Here is a 14,005-nt window from a genome sequence, read left to right as displayed (position 1 = left end):
CCGGTCCGCAGCCGCCAGCCGCCGTCCCTCCGGCAGTGCTGTGCACGGGTTTGCGGGGCAGGGAGGGTCAGGGGATAAACTTCACCACGCTCTCGTCCGGGTCGCGGCCCTTGCCAGCGGCCTGCAGGCGCTCGAGATAGTCGCGCCAGAGTTCCTCGTGCTTTTCACACAATTCCCGCAGGTAGTCCCAGGTATAGATGCCACTGTCATGGCCATCGCTGAATACCAGTTTGAGGGCATAGCGGCCCGCGGCTTCCACGTTGTCGATGCCCACATGGATTTTGCCATGCACCAGCACCCCCTCACCGGGACCGTGGCCACGCACTTCGGCACTGGGGGAGTATACCCGCAGGTACTCCGCCGGCAGGGTGTACTCCCGGTCGGGGTACACCAGCTGCAGGCTGTTTTCGCCGCGGTTGAGGCGGATACGGGAGGGCTTCATGTCAGAGGATAAACCGCGAAAGGTCTTCGTCCTGGCTCAGCTCACCCAGCTGGCTGTCGACGTAAGCGGCATCGATGGTAACCGTCTTACCGGCATCGCCGGCGTCGAAGGAAATTTCCTCCAGCAGTCGCTCGAGCACTGTGTGCAGGCGTCGCGCACCGATATTTTCCGTGGTCTCGTTAACCTGGAAGGCCACCTCGGCGATTCGCTGGATACCGTCCTCGGTAAATTCCAGGTCCAACCCCTCGGTGGCCAGCAGTGCCTTCTGCTGCTCGGTGAGCGAGGCGGACGGCTCGGTGAGGATGCGCTGGAAATCCGCGGAGGTCAGCGAATCCAGTTCCACGCGAATCGGCAGGCGGCCCTGCAATTCCGGGATCAGGTCGGACGGCTTCGACAGGTGGAAGGCGCCCGAGGCGATAAACAGGATATGATCGGTGCGGATCATGCCGTGCTTGGTGGTGATGGTGCTGCCCTCGATCAGCGGCAGCAGGTCGCGCTGCACACCCTCGCGGGAAACATCCGCACCACCGCTCTCCTGGCGCTTGGCCACCTTGTCGATCTCGTCCAGGAACACGATGCCGTTCTGTTCCGCCGCCTCGATGGCGCGGTTCTTGATGTCCTCGTCGTTGACCAGGCGGGCGGCTTCCTCGTCGGTCAGCTGCTTCATCGCCTGCTTGACGGTCAGCTTGCGCTTCTTGGTCTTGCCCTGGGACATGTTGGAGAACATGCCCTGCAACTGGTTGGTCATTTCCTCCATGCCCGGGGGCGCCATGATCTCCACCCCCATGGGCGCAGCGGAAACCTCCACCTCGATCTCTTTCTCGTCCAGCTGGCCTTCGCGGAGTTTCTTGCGAAACATCTGGCGGGTGCTGTTATCGCCCCGTTCAGCAGGGTCAGTGCTGCGCGCCGGGGGCAGCAGGGCATCGAGGACACGGTCCTCGGCGGCATCCATGGCGCGCTGCTGCACGGCTTCCATGGCTTTCTCGCGCTCGAGCTTGACCGCCATTTCCACCAGGTCGCGGACGATGGACTCGACATCGCGGCCCACATAGCCCACCTCGGTAAATTTGGTGGCCTCCACCTTGATAAACGGCGCGCCGGCCAGCCTGGCCAGGCGGCGGGCGATCTCGGTCTTGCCCACACCGGTGGGGCCGATCATGAGGATATTCTTCGGGGTGATTTCCGGGCGCAGCTCCTCCGCCACCTGCATACGGCGCCAGCGGTTGCGCAGCGCGATGGCCACGGCGCGCTTGGCCTCTTTCTGGCCGACGATATGGCGGTCCAGTTCATGGACGATTTCACGGGGGGTCATCTGGGATTGGGACATTGGGGTTCCTGCAAATTCTGTAATGGTTCCGCTACTTACCTTGCGGGCCATGGCCGGCCCGCATGCCGGTCGACAACTTTGTTATCGGCCTGGCGGGGGGCCCGGTGCGGACATGGGCCGCAGCAGGCGTTATCCGAGCCATTCGGGCGAAATGGCGCAGCGCTTAATAATCCAGTTCTTCGATGGTGTGATTCTGGTTGGTGTAGACACAGATATCACCGGCGATCTTCAGGCCCTGCTCGACGATGGTGCGGGCATCCAGGTCGGTGTTGTCCAGCAGCGCGCGGGCGGCGGACTGGGCAAACGGGCCGCCGGAACCGATGGCGATCAGGTCGTCCTCCGGCTGGATCACGTCGCCGTTGCCGGTAACGATCAGGCTGGCGGTCTCGTCCGCCACCGCCAGCAGGGCCTCGAGCCGGCGCAGGGCGCGATCGGTGCGCCAGTCCTTGGCCAGCTCCACCGCGGCGCGGGTCAGCTGGCCGCCGTGGGCCTCCAGCTTGGCCTCGAAGCGCTCGAACAGGGTGAAGGCGTCGGCGGTGCCGCCGGCAAAGCCCGCGATCACCTTGTCCTTGTACAGGCGGCGCACCTTGCGCGCATTGCCTTTCATGACGGTGTTGCCCATGGACACCTGGCCGTCGCCGCCGATAACGACCTTGCCATTGCGGCGAACGGAGAGAATGGTGGTTCCGCGATATTGTTCCAAGGGGGACCTCTTGAATCCGGGGTTCTGGTCGCAGGAGCGGCCGGCGGCCGCGACTACCGGGATTTCCCGGACCTGGTCGCGGCCATGGGCCGCTCCTACGGGGGATATTCATTGCTCAGTGGTAAGTGTGGTCATTGGTGGGATTTTTCAATACGGGGCGGTTAAAATGCGGCCACGCTGCCAGCGGCGCCCGGGAAGCGCTGGATGACCCCGCACCGGGTTTGCAGGGCTTGCAGGGCATTCCACCGGCCGCGCTACAGCCGATTGAAAGATCTCGACATGGCCGCGAGATCCCGTCCTGGTTGCAATCCGCCCTGAAAGCCAGATTGGCCACGAAGTTATCCAGAGGTTCCCGCTGTGCCCAACCTGCCGCCACGTCTCTATACCCCGGTCTTTGCGCTCTTCATGTCGTGCATGATGTCGCTGCTGATGTCGGGGATCATCACTTTTATCAATACCGGGATGGATACTGGCTTCGTATTGCGCTGGCTGCGCGCCTTCCTGGTGGCGTGGGCGGTGGCTTTTCCGCTGGTGTCGTTTATCGCACCGCTGGCCCACTGGCTGACCCGCAAGCTGGTCAGGCACCGGGACCTGTAACAGGCCCCGGGCCGGGAAAGGCGTCAGAAGATAAAAGAAACAGCAGATGTCGCGGGACAGGGCCCGCCGCGATCAGCCTGACTTGGGCGCGCGTTTCAGGACCAGCGGCATCAGCTCGTGCTCGGCGAGAATCTCGCGCGCCTTGGCGACCCGCGAACGGCTCTGGTAGGGGCCGATGAGGACGCGGTGCCAGGTCCCGCGGCTGTCGGTGGCGGTTTCCACCTTCACATCCAGGTTGGAGAGGGCCAGCTGCGCGCGCAGCCTGTCGGCCTCGCTGGCGTCGCGGAACGACGCGGCCTGCAGGATATACACCAGCTCCGGCTCCGCGGCAGGGCGCTCGTCCCGTACGGCTATCTCCCGCGGGGGCTCACTCTCGCTGTCATCGGCGCTGGGTGCACGGTCCGGGCGGATCAGCTTCTTGGTTTTCGGCGGCGGGACCGCCACCTCGTTTTCCTTCAGCAGCGTATAGAAATCGAACTTCGGTGAGCGGCCGTCATCTTCCGCCTGTTCCGATTGCGGCGCCTGCTGGCGCGCGGCACCGCTGCCGGCGCGGTCGTTATCGAGCCCGTTGAGGAAAATCAGGAACACCGCGAACCCGCCGACAAAGTTGCCCAGGACAAACCAGACCCAGGCGGGCTTGCTGGCGGGGCTGTTGCGACGGCTGGCGTTGCGGCGGCTCATCTCGGTTCAGTTCCTTTTTATCGGTGTGGCTTGCGTCAAATTGTAACGCCTAATGCATGGCGGGGGGACCGGGCGACGGCAGTATTCGGTCAGGACAATTCCTGCGCGTCCATATCGACCGCCCAGCGCAGGCGGCGGTTCCGGTTGCCCTCGGCCCACTGGCACAGCCGCGCCAGCAAGGGCTGCAGCCGGCCGCGCTGTTCCGCCGTCACCTGCAGGTAGAAGCGATAGCGCCCGGACTTGCGCTCCAGCAGTGCCGGCACCGGGCCCAGGTACTGGATTTCCGGTGACGACGGGGCCATCGCCTCCAGGTGGCCGCGCGCCTCCTCCAGGAAAGCCTCGGCCCAGCGCGGTTCCTCGCACTCTGCCCGCACCAGCGCCATGGCCCGCAATGGCGGCAGCTGCGCCGCGGTGCGCTCGCGCAGCAACTGCCGGGCGAAGGCGCTGTAGCCTTTCTCCAGCAGCAACTGCAGCAGCGGGTGCTCGGGGAAGCGGCTCTGTACCAGCACCCGGCCGGCCAGGTCGCCGCGCCCGGCGCGGCCCGCCACCTGCTCCAGCAACTGACCGGTGCGCTCCGGTGCCCGGAAGTCGGCACTGAACAGGCCGCCGTCAGCATCCTGGATGACCACCAGGGTGACCCGGGGCAGGTGATGGCCCTTGGCCAGCATCTGTGTGCCCAGCAGCAGGCAGGGCTCGCCATCCCGCGCCGGCGCCAGCAGGCGATCGAGGGCCTGCTTGCTGGCGGTGGTGTCGCGGTCGACACGGATCACCGGGAAATCGGCAAAGCGCCCCGCCAGCAGTTCCTCGCTGCGCTCGGTGCCGCCGCCCAGGGCGCTGAGCGAGCGGCTGTGGCACTGCGGGCAGGCGTCCACCAGCGGCCGCCGGTAGTCACAGTGGTGGCAACGCAGCTGGCGCTGGCGCCGGTGCAGGGTGAGCTTGCTGGAACAGTGCGGGCAGTCCGCCAGCCAGCCACAGTCGTCGCAGGTCAGGGCGGGGGCAAACCCGCGTCGGTTGATAAATACCAGCGCCTGCTCACCGCGGGCCAGGGTATCCCCGATATGCCGCAGCACCTGCGGCGCGAAGCCCTCCTCCAGCTGCTGCCCCAGGGTCGGCACCACATGGATCTGCGGCGGTTTCGCATCGCCGGCGCGGCGGCGCAGGCGCAGGTGCTGGTAGCGCCCACTGAGGGCATTGTGCAGGCTCTCCAGCGAGGGGGTGGCCGAACCCAGCAGCACCGGCACGCCGGCGTTGCGGGCCAGCACCACCGACAGGTCGCGGGCGGAGTAGCGCACCCCGTCCTGCTGCTTGAAGGAACCGTCGTGCTCCTCATCCACCAGCACCACACCGGGGCGCGGCAGGGGCGTGAGGATCGCGGAGCGGGTGCCGATGACGATATCCGCCTGCCCGGAGGCGGCCGCCAGCCAGGCGCGGGCCCGTTCGCCGTCGGCGAGGCCGGAGTGCAGTGCAGCGATGCTGTGCCCGGGGAAGCGCGCGGCGATGCGGCGCAGGGTCTGGGGAGTGAGGCCGATCTCCGGCACCAGCAACAGGGCCTGCCGGCCCCGGTCCAGCGCGCGCTGCATCAGGCGCAGGTATACCTCGGTCTTGCCGCTGCCGGTGGTGCCCTCGAGCAGGGAGGCGGAAAAGCCCTCCGCAGCCACCGATTGCAGCACCTGTTGTTGTTCCTCATTGAGTTCTGGCGGCGCGGCCGGTTCGGCGTCGGGGATGGGCGGCGGTACCGTGGGCCCGGATTGCCACTCGGCCAGTCCCCGCTCCACCAGCGCCCGTGTGGCGGTCGCCGGGTGGCCCAGTTCCTTAAGGTGGGTACGGCTGTGGCGGCCGCGCTCCAACAGCAGTTGCAGCAGGGCCTGCTGCTTGGGCGCCCGTGCCAGCGCGGATTCCGGCAGGCCCTTGCCCTCGGTGGTGAGTTGCAGCCACTGCTCGGCCCAGTGGTCAGCTGGCTTGCCCTTGCGCAATGCCACCGGCAGGGCCGCCGCATAGAGCTCACCCACCGGCGCCTGGTAATAGTCCGCCGCCCATTGCAGGAAAGCGCGGCTGCGCTCATCGAACAGCGGCCGCTGGTCAATCAGCTCCAGCGCCGGCTTGAGCTCCGCCAGCGGCGACTCCCCCACGATATCCACCAGCACGGCCACCAGCTTGCGGCCACCGAAGGGGACCCAGATACGCTGGCCGGGCACCAGTTGTGCCGGGTCGGTGCCGGACGGCGGCAGGTAGTCGAACAGGCGCCGCAGGGGGACCGGGACTGCCAGCCGCAGGATGACCGCTTGTCCGCCGATTGTCGCCAAATTGCCCCCCGCTCACGTTACTGCCTGTGCAAGCGCGGCATGATAACGCACCTGGAGCGCCAGCTGCCTGCCCCTGTCGCCGCCTGTCCCACCGGTCAACCGGGGTATCCGGCGGCATCGCCACCAGTGGCGGGGCCTGCGGCGCGATTGTGCTTGATCCGGCCGGCTAATCTGATTAGTATGCGCCGACTTTTTAAGCAGCCCGGAACTCCACCAGTTCCTACATCAACGACGACTCCGTGCTCGGCAACAGACCGGGTGGCGGATTCGAGCAGAGGCAATCATGAAAGCAGATATCCATCCGAACTACACCGATGTGACCGCAACCTGTTCCTGCGGCAACAGCATCAAGACCCGCTCCACCCTGGGCAAAGACATCCAGCTGGACGTGTGCTCCCAGTGCCACCCGTTCTACACCGGCAAGCAGCGCGAAGCGAGCACCGGTGGCCGCGTGGACCGCTTCAAGAAGCGTTTCGGCAGCCGCATCAGCAAGTAAGCGAGTCTCGCAGGGCCGTTGCCATGAACAACGGCGAACACTGCAGGAAAAAGGCACCCCGGTTTACCCGCGGTGCCTTTTTTTGTGCCCTCACACTGCTGTTCCCGCCTGCCTGGGCGGATTGCGTGCTGGGACAGGCCGACGAACTGGTGGCAGTCGAGCGGGTTCAGGATGGTGACACCCTGCTACTGGAGGACGGCCGGCGAGTGCGCTTGATCGGCGTCAATACGCCGGAGATGCCCCGCAAGGGGGAGCCGGGGGAGCCGCTGGCCCAGGCGGCAACCGACTTTACCGAGCGTTTTCTCGATGGAGGCGGGGTGGAGCTGGTGTACGACCGCGCCCGGCGCGATCGCTACGGCCGCGTGCTGGCCCACGTCTATAACCACCGGGGCGAGAGCCTGGAGGCCGCACTGCTGTCGGCGGGACTCGCATTCCATATCGCCATCGCCCCCAACCTGGCCCTGGCCGAGTGCCTGCATACCCGCGAGGAATGGGCGCGGCGTGCCGGTCGCGGGATCTGGGCAGCCGGTACCTGGCCGCGGCTGCGGGCAGGGGACGTCCGTCCCGGCGACGGTGGCTTTGTACTGCTGCGGGGCCGGGTGGAGAAGGTCGACCGCAACCACTTCCTGTGGCTGGAGCTGGACGGGCCGGTGGCGATCCGGCTGGATCCCACCCGCGATTATGGACAGGTGACGGGGCGCGATTGGCAAGATCGCGAAATAGAAGTGAAAGGCTGGCTGGTGGACCGGGGCACGAAATACCTGTCCCTTTATCCGCAAAATAAACGCTGGTTTATTGCGGCAGATTCCGAATTTACCATCGAAATTAGTAGGGATTAGCGTTCACGAACCCTCCTCGCCCTTGTAGCGGCAGACCTGCCTCGGTTATTCTCTGCGCCCCCGCAGTAAACCGGTCGCCACTTAGCGGGTTAGCGACCACTGACTCGAGAGAATTACCCAAGATGAAGGATGCGAAGGAAGCATTGCGCCAGGCAGCGCTGGATTACCATGCGCTGCCGACCCCGGGCAAGCTGTCGGTAGAGCTCACCACACCGGCGCAGACCCAGGAAGACCTGTCCCTGGCCTACAGTCCCGGCGTCGCCGAACCGGTGCGCGAGATCGCCCGCGACCCGGATGCCGCCTACCAGTACACCGGCAAGGGCAACCTGGTGGCAGTCATCTCCAATGGCAGTGCCATCCTCGGCCTCGGCAACCTGGGCCCGCTGGCATCCAAGCCGGTGATGGAAGGGAAGTCCCTTCTGTTCAAGCGTTTCGCCGGGATCAACTCGGTGGATATCGAGGTGGAGGCCAAGAGCCCGGAGCGCTTTATCGAGACGGTCAGCGCCATCGCCAACACCTTCGGTGGCATCAACCTGGAAGATATCAAGGCGCCGGAGTGTTTCCATATCGAGGAAGCGCTGATCGAGCGCTGCCCGGTGCCGGTGTTCCACGACGACCAGCACGGCACCGCCATCGTGACCGTGGCGGGCATGCTCAACGCCCTTGAGATCCAGGGCAAGAAAATCGAGGACGTGCGCATGGTGTGCCTGGGTGCCGGCGCAGCCGCCACCGCCTGCTGCAAGCTGATGCTGGCCGCCGGGGCCAAGAAAGAACAGATCACCATGCTCGACAGCCGCGGCGTGATCCACTCGGGGCGCACCGACATCAACGCCTACAAAGGCGAGTGGGCACGGGATACCGAGATGCGCACCCTGGACGATGCCATCGAGGGCGCCGACGTATTCCTGGGCGTATCCGGCCCGGACCTGCTGTCCGCCGAGCAGCTCAAGCGCATGGCCCCGCGCCCGGTGGTTTTTGCCTGCTCCAACCCCAACCCGGAGATCTCGCCGGAACTGGCCCACAGCGTGCGCGACGACCTGATCATGGCCACCGGTCGTTCGGACTACCCGAACCAGGTCAACAATGTGCTCTGCTTCCCGTTCATCTTCCGCGGCGCCCTCGATGTACGCGCCGTGCGTGTCAACGAGGAGATGAAGCTGGCGGCCATCGAGGCCATCCGCAAGATCGCCCACCTGCCGGTGCCGGACGCGGTGCGCGAGGGCTACGGCGGTATCGAGCTGGGCCTGGGCCCGGCCTATATCCTGCCCAAGCCCACCGATCCCCGCCTGCTGCCGGAAGTGGCGGCGGCGGTGGCACGCGCAGCGGTGGACAGCGGCGCGGCCCGGCTGCCGTACCCGGAGCACTACCCCCTGGAGGCGATCTGAACCATCGCCACCGTTGGCGCCCCGCATCCATTTCCGCGCCGGCCCAGCCCGGCCGGGACGGGTGCGGGCCGCCGGGTTCTTGACCCCGTTCCCTCCATCGCTACACTGCCCGTCTGTACATAAGCAAAGTTGTCCTTCCGCATGAGCCATGTGTACGTGCTGACGAACCAGCACCAGCGATTCCTGAGCAAGAGTAACGAGTGGATCGACGGCCGCGACGCCGGCAAGCTGTTCCGCAGCGAGCACAAGGACGTCGCCATCAACCAGATGTTTGAGGCCAACACCCGCGATGTCAGCCTGCGCATCGAACTGCTGCAGTGCGACCTGAACCCCAAGGGACAGCCCCAGGTGCCCGAGGAGGCGCTGGGCGACCCGGAAATCGAGCCGGGCTCACCGCCGGAAACCCCGCCGGAGCAGAACCCGGAAATCATTCCCGAGCCCACCCCGGAGATTGAACCGGGCGAGCCGCCGGAGATCACGCCGGAAGAGCCACCCGAGATCGAACCGGACCAGCCCGGCGAAGACGCGCAGCGATCCGGTTCGGCCGTCTGATTCCGCGGCCGCCAATCCTATCCTTGAGAAAACCGGCGCCGGTCCCCATATCGGCCGGAGTGCCGGCGGCCGCCGTACCGGTCGGCGGTTTCCCAACGGCAGTCCAGAGGCACAGCCAGCCTCAGTAAGGAGATACGAGTGCCCCATTACCTGGCCGCCCTGGCCCAGCCGCAAACGCTGCAACTGCTGAAGGGCATTCGCCGCGGTGTCGAGAAAGAGAGCCTGCGGGTCAATCCCGATGGCACCCTGGCCCGCACCCCGCACCCGGCAGCACTGGGCTCGGCGCTGACCCACGACCTGATCACCACGGATTTCTCCGAGGCCCTGCTGGAGTTCATCACCCCGCCGGTGGCGACACCGGAAGAGGTCCTGGAGACCCTCGACCAGATCCATCGCTACACCTACGGCGAGATCGGTGACGAGCGGCTGTGGGTCAACAGCATGCCGTGCGTGCTGGGCGAGGACGAGGATATCCCGGTGGCGCTCTATGGCAGCTCCCACAGCGGTTCCATGAAAACCGTCTATCGCCTGGGGCTGGGCCTGCGCTACGGCCGCGCCATGCAGACCATCGCCGGTATCCACTACAACTTCTCCCTGCCGGAGTCTTTCTGGCAATGGCTGCACGAGCGTGAGGGCAGCAGCGAGGAGCTGGGCGAATTCAAGACCCGCCGCTACTTCGACCTGATCCGCAATTTCCGCCGCCATTACTGGCTGTTGATCCACCTGTTCGGTGCCGCACCGGCTGTGTGCGCCTCTTTTGTCGAGGGGCGCGATCACTCCCTGGAGCCATTCGACGGCAACCCCAGGAGCCTGCACACACCCTACGCCACCTCCCTGCGCATGGGCGACCTGGGTTACAACAGCGACGCCCAGCAGTCACTGATCGTCTGCTACAACGACCTGCCCAGCTACCTATCCACCCTGTGTGCGGCAATCAGCAAACCCTATCCGCCGTACCACGAGCTGGGTGTGAAGGACGCCGGGGGCAATTACCAGCAGCTGTCCACCGGCCTGCTGCAGATCGAGAACGAATTTTACTCGCCGATCCGGCCGAAGAACCCGGCCCGCATGGGTGAGACCGCGCTGTCCGCACTGGACAACCGCGGAGTGGAATACATCGAGGTGCGCTGCCTGGACCTGAACCCGTTCGAGCCACTGGGCATGGACGCGCAGCAGATGCGCTTCCTCGACTGTTTCCTGCTGCACTGCCTGCTGGAAGACAGCCCCAAGACCGACGACGCGGATTACCGGGCCACGCAGGAAAACCAGAACCGCATTGTCTACCGCGGCCGCGACCCGCAACTGAAGCTGGTCCACAACGGCGGCGAGCGCCCGCTGGTGGACTGGGCGGAGGAGCTGCTGGGCCAGATGCAACCGCTGGCGGAACTGCTCGACCGCGCCTGGGAAGGTGACGACTTCGCCCGCGCGCTGGCAGCACAGCAGCAAAAAGTCCGTGGTGAGGTCGCCACTCCCGCGGCGAGAATGCTGGCGGAGATGCGTGAACGCGGCCAGAGCTTCTTCGAGTGGGCCCAGGACAAGGCCGAACAGCACCACCGGTACTTCCGCGAACGCCCCCTGGACGACAGCACCCGCGAGGAATTTGCCCGTGGCGCAAGGGAATCCCTGGAGCGCCAGCGCGAAGTGGAAGCCGCCGATACGGGCACTTTCGAGGATTTCCTCGGTCAGTACTATGCGCAGTATACGTTCTGCCAGCGATAGCGCTGGCCCAGCCCGAACCGGCTCCCGGCCCGCCTGAGCTCGCACCGGCGGGCCGGGGTTGTCCCCCACCAGTAATCGCCAGGCCCAAAGCCCCATGAACTATCTCGCCCACCTGCTGTTATCCGGCCCCGACCCGGACTGGCGCCTGGGCGGCCTGCTGGGGGATTTCGTCAAGGGCCCCCTGCGGGGAGAGTTCCCCCCCGCCATCGAGGCCGGCATCCGCCTGCACCGCCGCATCGACGCGCGCTCCGATGCCCACCCCGCCTATGTGGATGCCCTGCAACGGCTGGGCCCGGAGTGGCGACGCTACGGGGGTATCGTGCTGGATATCTGGTTCGACCACCTGCTCAGCCGCCAGTGGGACGACTGGCACCCGTATTCCCTCGACAATTTCTGTGACCAATGCTGGCGAGACTTCCACGCCCGCAGGCGGTATATTCCGCCCGGCGCCCGGCGCTTTATGCAGCGGGCCGAGCAATTTAGACTGCTGCAGAGCTATCCCGACCGCGATGTCATTGCCCGCACCCTGGAGCGCGTCGGCCAGCGCCTGCGACGCCCGGTGGCACTGCAGGCCGCACTGCCCGCAGTGACCGCCGCCGGGGAAGCCCTGGAGCGCGACTTCGATCTGTTGTTCAGTGACTTGATGCTCGATGCCCGGCGGTTTCGAGAGGATTTTTCAGGATTCGATAACAAATGAGCCTTCCCAACCCGCGTATTACGTTTTTGCTGGTTTTTCTCGCCGTCATTTTTCTGCTCGGCAGTGCCTTTTACCTCGAGTATGTCCGGGGACTGGAGCCCTGCCCGCTGTGCATTACCCAGCGCGTAATGCTGCTGGGCGTGGGGCTGGTGTCCCTGCTCGCATTTGTGCACAACCCGGGCGTTATCGGTCGACGTTTATACGGCATGCTGGTGTCACTGTGGGCGCTGGGCGGCCTGTACTTCTCTGCCCGCCAGCTGTGGCTGCAGAGCCTGCCCGAGGACCAGGTCCCGGCCTGCGGTCCCGGCATCTCCTACATGATCGATGCCTTTCCTTTCCTGGATGTGGTCAAGGTACTGCTCACCGGTGACGGCAACTGCGCCGAGGTGCAGTGGACCATGCTGGGCCTGAGTATTCCCGCCTGGGCCGCCGTGGGCTTTGTGGGCCTGGTGGTATTCGGCCTCTGGCAGGCCTTCCGGCGCCAGTAAACACCCCCTGCCTGATGCCCGGCCACCCGAAAAGCAGCGTGCGGATCAGCGGCCGCGCTGGCGGCTGGCTGGCCGGTGCGGCCCTGCTGGTAGCGGCTAACCTGGCCGGTAACTGGTTACAGGCCAGCCTGGCGCTGCCGGTACCCGGTTCGGTTCTCGGCATGCTGCTGTTGCTGCTGGGCCTGCTGGTTTACGGCAGCGTACCGCAGGGCCTGGCGGAAGTGAGCGGAGCGTTGCTGCGCCTGCTGGCGCTGCTGTTCCTGCCCGCCGCCACTGGCCTGTTCTTTCTCCGCGACCTCTCCCCCGCAGACTGGCTGGGCCTGTTGGCAGCCACGGTGCTGGGCACCCTGGCCAGTATCGCGCTCTGTGCCCTGCTGCTGAAAAAACTGCTGCGACGTTACGGCAGCGGGGCCGGCCCCCATGCCTGATTCACTGCCGGCACTGCTGGGCCACCCGCTGTTTATCCTGCCACTCAATGTCGCCGGTTTCCTGGGCGGCCTGTGGCTGTACCGGCGCAGCGGCACCACGCTGCTGCACCCGATCGTCGGCGCCAGCCTGCTGGTGGCGGGCAGTCTCTATGCGCTGGGAATCGAGTACCGGGACTACCAAAGCGCCAGCGGCGCCCTGTATGCGCTGCTGGGGCCGGCAGTGGTGGCGCTGGCAGTGCCGCTGAGACAGAACCTGGCGATCATCCGCCGCGCCGCCATGCCGCTGACAGTGACCCTGTGTGTGGGCGCGGTACTGGCACCGCTGATTGGCGTCGGTCTGGCACTCTTGCTGGGCGCCTCCGGCCCGGTGCTGGCCGCACTTTCCGGCAAGGCGGTAACCACACCGATTGCGCTGGCCATTGCCGGCAAGGTAGGTGCCGCCGAGAGCCTGACCGTGGGGATCGTCGTGTTCAGCGGCGTTGTGGGCGCCGTCCTGGGGCCGTCGCTGATGCGGCGACTGGGTGCCGGCGACCCGCGCATTGTCGGCTTTGTGCTGGGCATCAACGCCCATGCCATCGGTACCGCGCGGGCCCTGGAAATCAGCGCCCTGTGCGGGGCCTTCGCGGCGCTGGCGATGGGGCTGTGCGGCGCCCTGACCGCGGTATTCCTGCCACTGCTGGCAGGTGCCTGACAGCGCCGGCTTCTGGCGCCGATTGCCGCTTTCGCCTTGCCCGCGATACCCGAATCTCCTATCTTGCATAAAAGCCCGCTGAGCATGATTGTGGTGGGGCAGAGCGAGATAAAAGGAAGCCTGAAATGCTGGAAAACTGTAAGTCGGCGCGTGAACGTTGGGGCGGGGTCAGCGACATAATCGATCGCTGGCTGCATGCCCGCCAGGCGCTCCTGGTGCGCTTCTGCAGCCTGTCGGAAAACCGGGAAGTGCGCGACGGCGATGCCCGCACTGAAGAAGCAGTGCGCGAGCTCTGCCAGCTGCTGATGGACTATGTGTCGGCGGGCCACTTCGAGGTGTACGAGCAGCTGATACTGGAAGGCAAGGCATTCAATGACGAAGCCGGGCTGGAAAAATCCCGCGAGCTCTACACCAAAATTGATGCCACCACGGATATCGCCGTGGACTTCAACGACAAATACCTGGAAACCGACGATTTGGACAGCCTGCCGAAGGACCTGTCACTGCTGGGCGAGGCGCTGGAATCCCGCTTCCGTTCCGAGGACGAGATGATTTCGGTCCTGCACACGGCGCACAAGAACCAGCTTGCCTGACTCCCCGCCGCTGTTTCCCGTCGCCGGCCTGCAGGGCCACGAGCGGTTGCTGCAGGCAATGAGC

At 65.8% G+C, this 14,005-nt stretch carries 16 protein-coding genes; 11 read left to right on the top strand and 5 right to left on the bottom strand.

Annotation, left to right across the window (positions count from 1 at the left end; translation table 11 throughout):
• Positions 1–67 precede the first annotated feature (67 nt).
• From ACH6CX_RS08070 to hslV, 3 genes are all read right to left on the bottom strand, one after another.
• Entirely contained in the window at positions 68–442 is a 375-nt protein-coding gene (locus ACH6CX_RS08070) for a gamma-butyrobetaine hydroxylase-like domain-containing protein (protein WP_396675267.1), read from the bottom strand.
• 1 nt (position 443) lies between these two features.
• On the bottom strand, positions 444–1,769 hold the full coding sequence (gene hslU, locus ACH6CX_RS08065; RefSeq protein ID WP_237062115.1) for an ATP-dependent protease ATPase subunit HslU: 1,326 nt from the start codon (positions 1,767–1,769) through the stop codon (positions 444–446).
• 163 nt (positions 1,770–1,932) lie between these two features.
• Positions 1,933–2,472, bottom strand: a complete 540-nt coding sequence (hslV, locus tag ACH6CX_RS08060) for an ATP-dependent protease subunit HslV (protein WP_232940163.1) — start codon at positions 2,470–2,472, stop codon at positions 1,933–1,935.
• Between the two features lie 357 nt (positions 2,473–2,829).
• Between hslV and ACH6CX_RS08055 the strand changes: the two genes are divergently transcribed.
• The gene (locus ACH6CX_RS08055; RefSeq protein ID WP_232940164.1) at positions 2,830–3,069 is read left to right on the top strand and encodes a DUF2798 domain-containing protein; all 240 of its coding nucleotides are present in this window, start codon (positions 2,830–2,832) and stop codon (positions 3,067–3,069) included.
• Between the two features lie 72 nt (positions 3,070–3,141).
• Here ACH6CX_RS08055 and ACH6CX_RS08050 read toward each other — a convergent pair whose 3' ends face one another.
• Positions 3,142–3,750, bottom strand: coding sequence for an SPOR domain-containing protein (locus tag ACH6CX_RS08050; protein WP_237062117.1), 609 nt, complete (start codon positions 3,748–3,750; stop codon positions 3,142–3,144).
• 89 nt (positions 3,751–3,839) lie between these two features.
• Positions 3,840–6,053 carry a primosomal protein N' gene (locus ACH6CX_RS08045; protein WP_232940166.1) on the bottom strand — a complete coding sequence of 738 codons (2,214 nt, stop codon included), beginning with the start codon at positions 6,051–6,053 and terminating at the stop codon, positions 3,840–3,842.
• Between the two features lie 283 nt (positions 6,054–6,336).
• On the opposite strand from ACH6CX_RS08045, the gene rpmE reads away from it, so the two are divergent.
• The 10 genes from rpmE to rsd all read left to right on the top strand — a co-directional run bounded on the left by rpmE (position 6,337) and on the right by rsd (position 13,941).
• On the top strand, positions 6,337–6,549 hold the full coding sequence (gene rpmE, locus ACH6CX_RS08040; protein WP_232940167.1) for a 50S ribosomal protein L31: 213 nt from the start codon (positions 6,337–6,339) through the stop codon (positions 6,547–6,549).
• Between the two features lie 23 nt (positions 6,550–6,572).
• Entirely contained in the window at positions 6,573–7,388 is an 816-nt protein-coding gene (locus ACH6CX_RS08035) for a thermonuclease family protein (RefSeq protein ID WP_232940168.1), read from the top strand.
• Between the two features lie 122 nt (positions 7,389–7,510).
• Positions 7,511–8,773 carry a malic enzyme-like NAD(P)-binding protein gene (locus ACH6CX_RS08030; protein ID WP_232940169.1) on the top strand — a complete coding sequence of 421 codons (1,263 nt, stop codon included), beginning with the start codon at positions 7,511–7,513 and terminating at the stop codon, positions 8,771–8,773.
• 141 nt (positions 8,774–8,914) lie between these two features.
• Complete coding sequence (locus tag ACH6CX_RS08025; RefSeq protein ID WP_232940170.1) at positions 8,915–9,325, top strand: hypothetical protein; 411 nt, start codon at positions 8,915–8,917, stop codon at positions 9,323–9,325.
• A gap of 138 nt (positions 9,326–9,463) precedes the next feature.
• The gene (gene gshA, locus ACH6CX_RS08020) at positions 9,464–11,044 is read left to right on the top strand and encodes a glutamate--cysteine ligase (RefSeq protein WP_232940171.1); all 1,581 of its coding nucleotides are present in this window, start codon (positions 9,464–9,466) and stop codon (positions 11,042–11,044) included.
• A 94-nt stretch (positions 11,045–11,138) separates the two neighbouring features.
• Positions 11,139–11,741: an ACP phosphodiesterase gene (locus ACH6CX_RS08015; RefSeq protein ID WP_232940173.1), complete on the top strand. Its 603-nt coding sequence runs from the start codon at positions 11,139–11,141 to the stop codon at positions 11,739–11,741.
• Positions 11,738–12,229, top strand: a complete 492-nt coding sequence (locus ACH6CX_RS08010; protein ID WP_232940175.1) for a disulfide bond formation protein B — start codon at positions 11,738–11,740, stop codon at positions 12,227–12,229. The genes ACH6CX_RS08015 and ACH6CX_RS08010 overlap by 4 nt, the downstream gene beginning before the upstream one ends.
• Positions 12,230–12,267: 38 nt before the next feature.
• Positions 12,268–12,657 carry a CidA/LrgA family protein gene (locus tag ACH6CX_RS08005; RefSeq protein ID WP_232940177.1) on the top strand — a complete coding sequence of 130 codons (390 nt, stop codon included), beginning with the start codon at positions 12,268–12,270 and terminating at the stop codon, positions 12,655–12,657.
• Complete coding sequence (locus tag ACH6CX_RS08000) at positions 12,650–13,348, top strand: LrgB family protein (RefSeq protein ID WP_232940179.1); 699 nt, start codon at positions 12,650–12,652, stop codon at positions 13,346–13,348. The genes ACH6CX_RS08005 and ACH6CX_RS08000 overlap by 8 nt, the downstream gene beginning before the upstream one ends.
• Before the next feature lie 125 nt (positions 13,349–13,473).
• Positions 13,474–13,941: a sigma D regulator gene (rsd, locus tag ACH6CX_RS07995; protein ID WP_232940181.1), complete on the top strand. Its 468-nt coding sequence runs from the start codon at positions 13,474–13,476 to the stop codon at positions 13,939–13,941.
• Positions 13,942–14,005: the final 64 nt, after the last annotated feature.

The organism is Microbulbifer sp. JSM ZJ756, from assembly GCF_044383805.1.
Lineage (GTDB): Bacteria > Pseudomonadota > Gammaproteobacteria > Pseudomonadales > Cellvibrionaceae > Microbulbifer > Microbulbifer zhoushanensis.
This window is presented reverse-complemented; position numbering and strand designations above follow the sequence as displayed.

Bases quoted from the DNA above. Each gene is read 5' to 3' on its own strand.
- ACH6CX_RS08000 (WP_232940179.1), top strand. From the start codon at position 12,650: ATGCCTGATTCACTGCCGGCACTGCTGGGCCACCCGCTGTTTATCCTG.
- ACH6CX_RS08015 (WP_232940173.1), top strand. From the start codon at position 11,139: ATGAACTATCTCGCCCACCTGCTGTTATCCGGCCCCGACCCGGACTGG.
- ACH6CX_RS08030 (WP_232940169.1), top strand. From the start codon at position 7,511: ATGAAGGATGCGAAGGAAGCATTGCGCCAGGCAGCGCTGGATTACCAT.
- ACH6CX_RS08070 (WP_396675267.1), bottom strand. From the start codon at position 442: ATGAAGCCCTCCCGTATCCGCCTCAACCGCGGCGAAAACAGCCTGCAG.
- ACH6CX_RS08050 (WP_237062117.1), bottom strand. From the start codon at position 3,750: ATGAGCCGCCGCAACGCCAGCCGTCGCAACAGCCCCGCCAGCAAGCCC.
- hslU (WP_237062115.1), bottom strand. From the start codon at position 1,769: ATGTCCCAATCCCAGATGACCCCCCGTGAAATCGTCCATGAACTGGAC.
- rpmE (WP_232940167.1), top strand. From the start codon at position 6,337: ATGAAAGCAGATATCCATCCGAACTACACCGATGTGACCGCAACCTGT.
- rsd (WP_232940181.1), top strand. From the start codon at position 13,474: ATGCTGGAAAACTGTAAGTCGGCGCGTGAACGTTGGGGCGGGGTCAGC.
- ACH6CX_RS08035 (WP_232940168.1), top strand. From the start codon at position 6,573: ATGAACAACGGCGAACACTGCAGGAAAAAGGCACCCCGGTTTACCCGC.
- ACH6CX_RS08025 (WP_232940170.1), top strand. From the start codon at position 8,915: ATGAGCCATGTGTACGTGCTGACGAACCAGCACCAGCGATTCCTGAGC.
- ACH6CX_RS08010 (WP_232940175.1), top strand. From the start codon at position 11,738: ATGAGCCTTCCCAACCCGCGTATTACGTTTTTGCTGGTTTTTCTCGCC.